1 protein-coding gene is annotated in these 1206 nt (G+C 73.2%); it reads right to left on the reverse strand.

All coding sequences use genetic code 11. The features are described 5' to 3' along the window. Nucleotides 1-39: 39 nt before the first annotated feature. Nucleotides 40-1206, reverse strand: a 1167-nt coding sequence (locus FV222_RS26665) for a TAXI family TRAP transporter solute-binding subunit (RefSeq protein ID WP_147816141.1), incomplete at its 5' end; no start/stop codon positions are given.

Consider the following 1206-nt stretch of genomic DNA (forward strand, 5'->3'; position numbering starts at 1 on the left):
AGCCGCGCGACGGCGGGCGTCGGCGCAGGCGAAAGGCGGTCATGCCTCGCCGCCGGCCAGATGCAGACTCGGCTTGAACGGCGGCTTGCTGTGCGGCCCGTGCCCGGCCGCAGCCGCGTTGCGGCAATCGGCGACGGTGGCCTTGGCCGTCTCGATGGCGATGCCCACGGCGGCCATGGTCCGCATCTCCGGCGCGCGCGCCCGGGCATAGCGGACGACCTCGGTCGCGAGCCGGTCGATCTCGACGTTCAGCGCCGCGATGGCGGCCGGGTCGCGCAGGGTGCGCGCCTCGTCGATGATCGCCAGCAGGCGGTCGGTGACCTCGTCGATCCGTTCGCGGCGCAGGCCGGCCAGCCGCTGCCGCAGCCACGCCATCGCCGAGACCAGGCCGCCGGCGAGCGCCGCCAGCAGGTAGAGGGTGTCGCCGTAGCGGTCGACGAAGCTGTGCTGCTCGCGCTCGTAGTAGTCGATGGCGCCGGGATGGATCGGGATCCGCGCGCTCGTGGCCGCCACCGTCGTCTCGTAGGCCGGGGCCAGCACGTACTCGGCCGCGTCGCTCGTCTTCGCCGCGGCGGTGCGCAACTCGAACAGGTTCTGGGTCACGTCGGCCGCGACCACCCGGCCGAGCGAGGCGCGGGCCATCAGCCGGTAGGAGGCGCCGACGGTCTTGACGTCGTCGTCGGGAAGCTTGGGCGCCCCGCCGAACAACCCGCCCGGGACCGTGACGGCCTGCAGGCGCGGGAAGCGCTCGATGATCGCCGCGTCGTCCGGCACGCCGACGAAGTTGACCTTGCCGCCCTTGCTGACGGCCTTGACCGCCTCGACGAGGGCCAGGGCCTTCGGTGCCGACGGGGCGATGATGCTCACGAACGCGTCGACCGTCCGCGCCCGGATCGCCGGGCCGGCCTGCGCACCTTCGACCGGCACGAGCAGGACGGATTGCGCCGGCACCTTCGCGCCGACGGGCCCCGTCTCAAGGGTCAGGCCGTAATAGCCGAGGATGCTCTTCAGCAGCGAGAGGTCGGCGTCCTTGTGCGCGGCGATGCCGAGCCGCCGGCCGCCGAGCTTGGGAAACGCGTCGATCCCGGCGGTCTCCGGCGAGACGATGATCATCGCCTGGTCGCGCAGGATCGCCAGCGTCAGGCCGTTGGTCGGCAGGTCGACGTCGGGCCGCACCACCGCGAGGTCGGCGCGCCCGTCCTGGAG

Source organism: Methylobacterium sp. WL103, assembly GCF_008039885.1.
Lineage (GTDB): Bacteria > Pseudomonadota > Alphaproteobacteria > Rhizobiales > Beijerinckiaceae > Methylobacterium > Methylobacterium cerastii.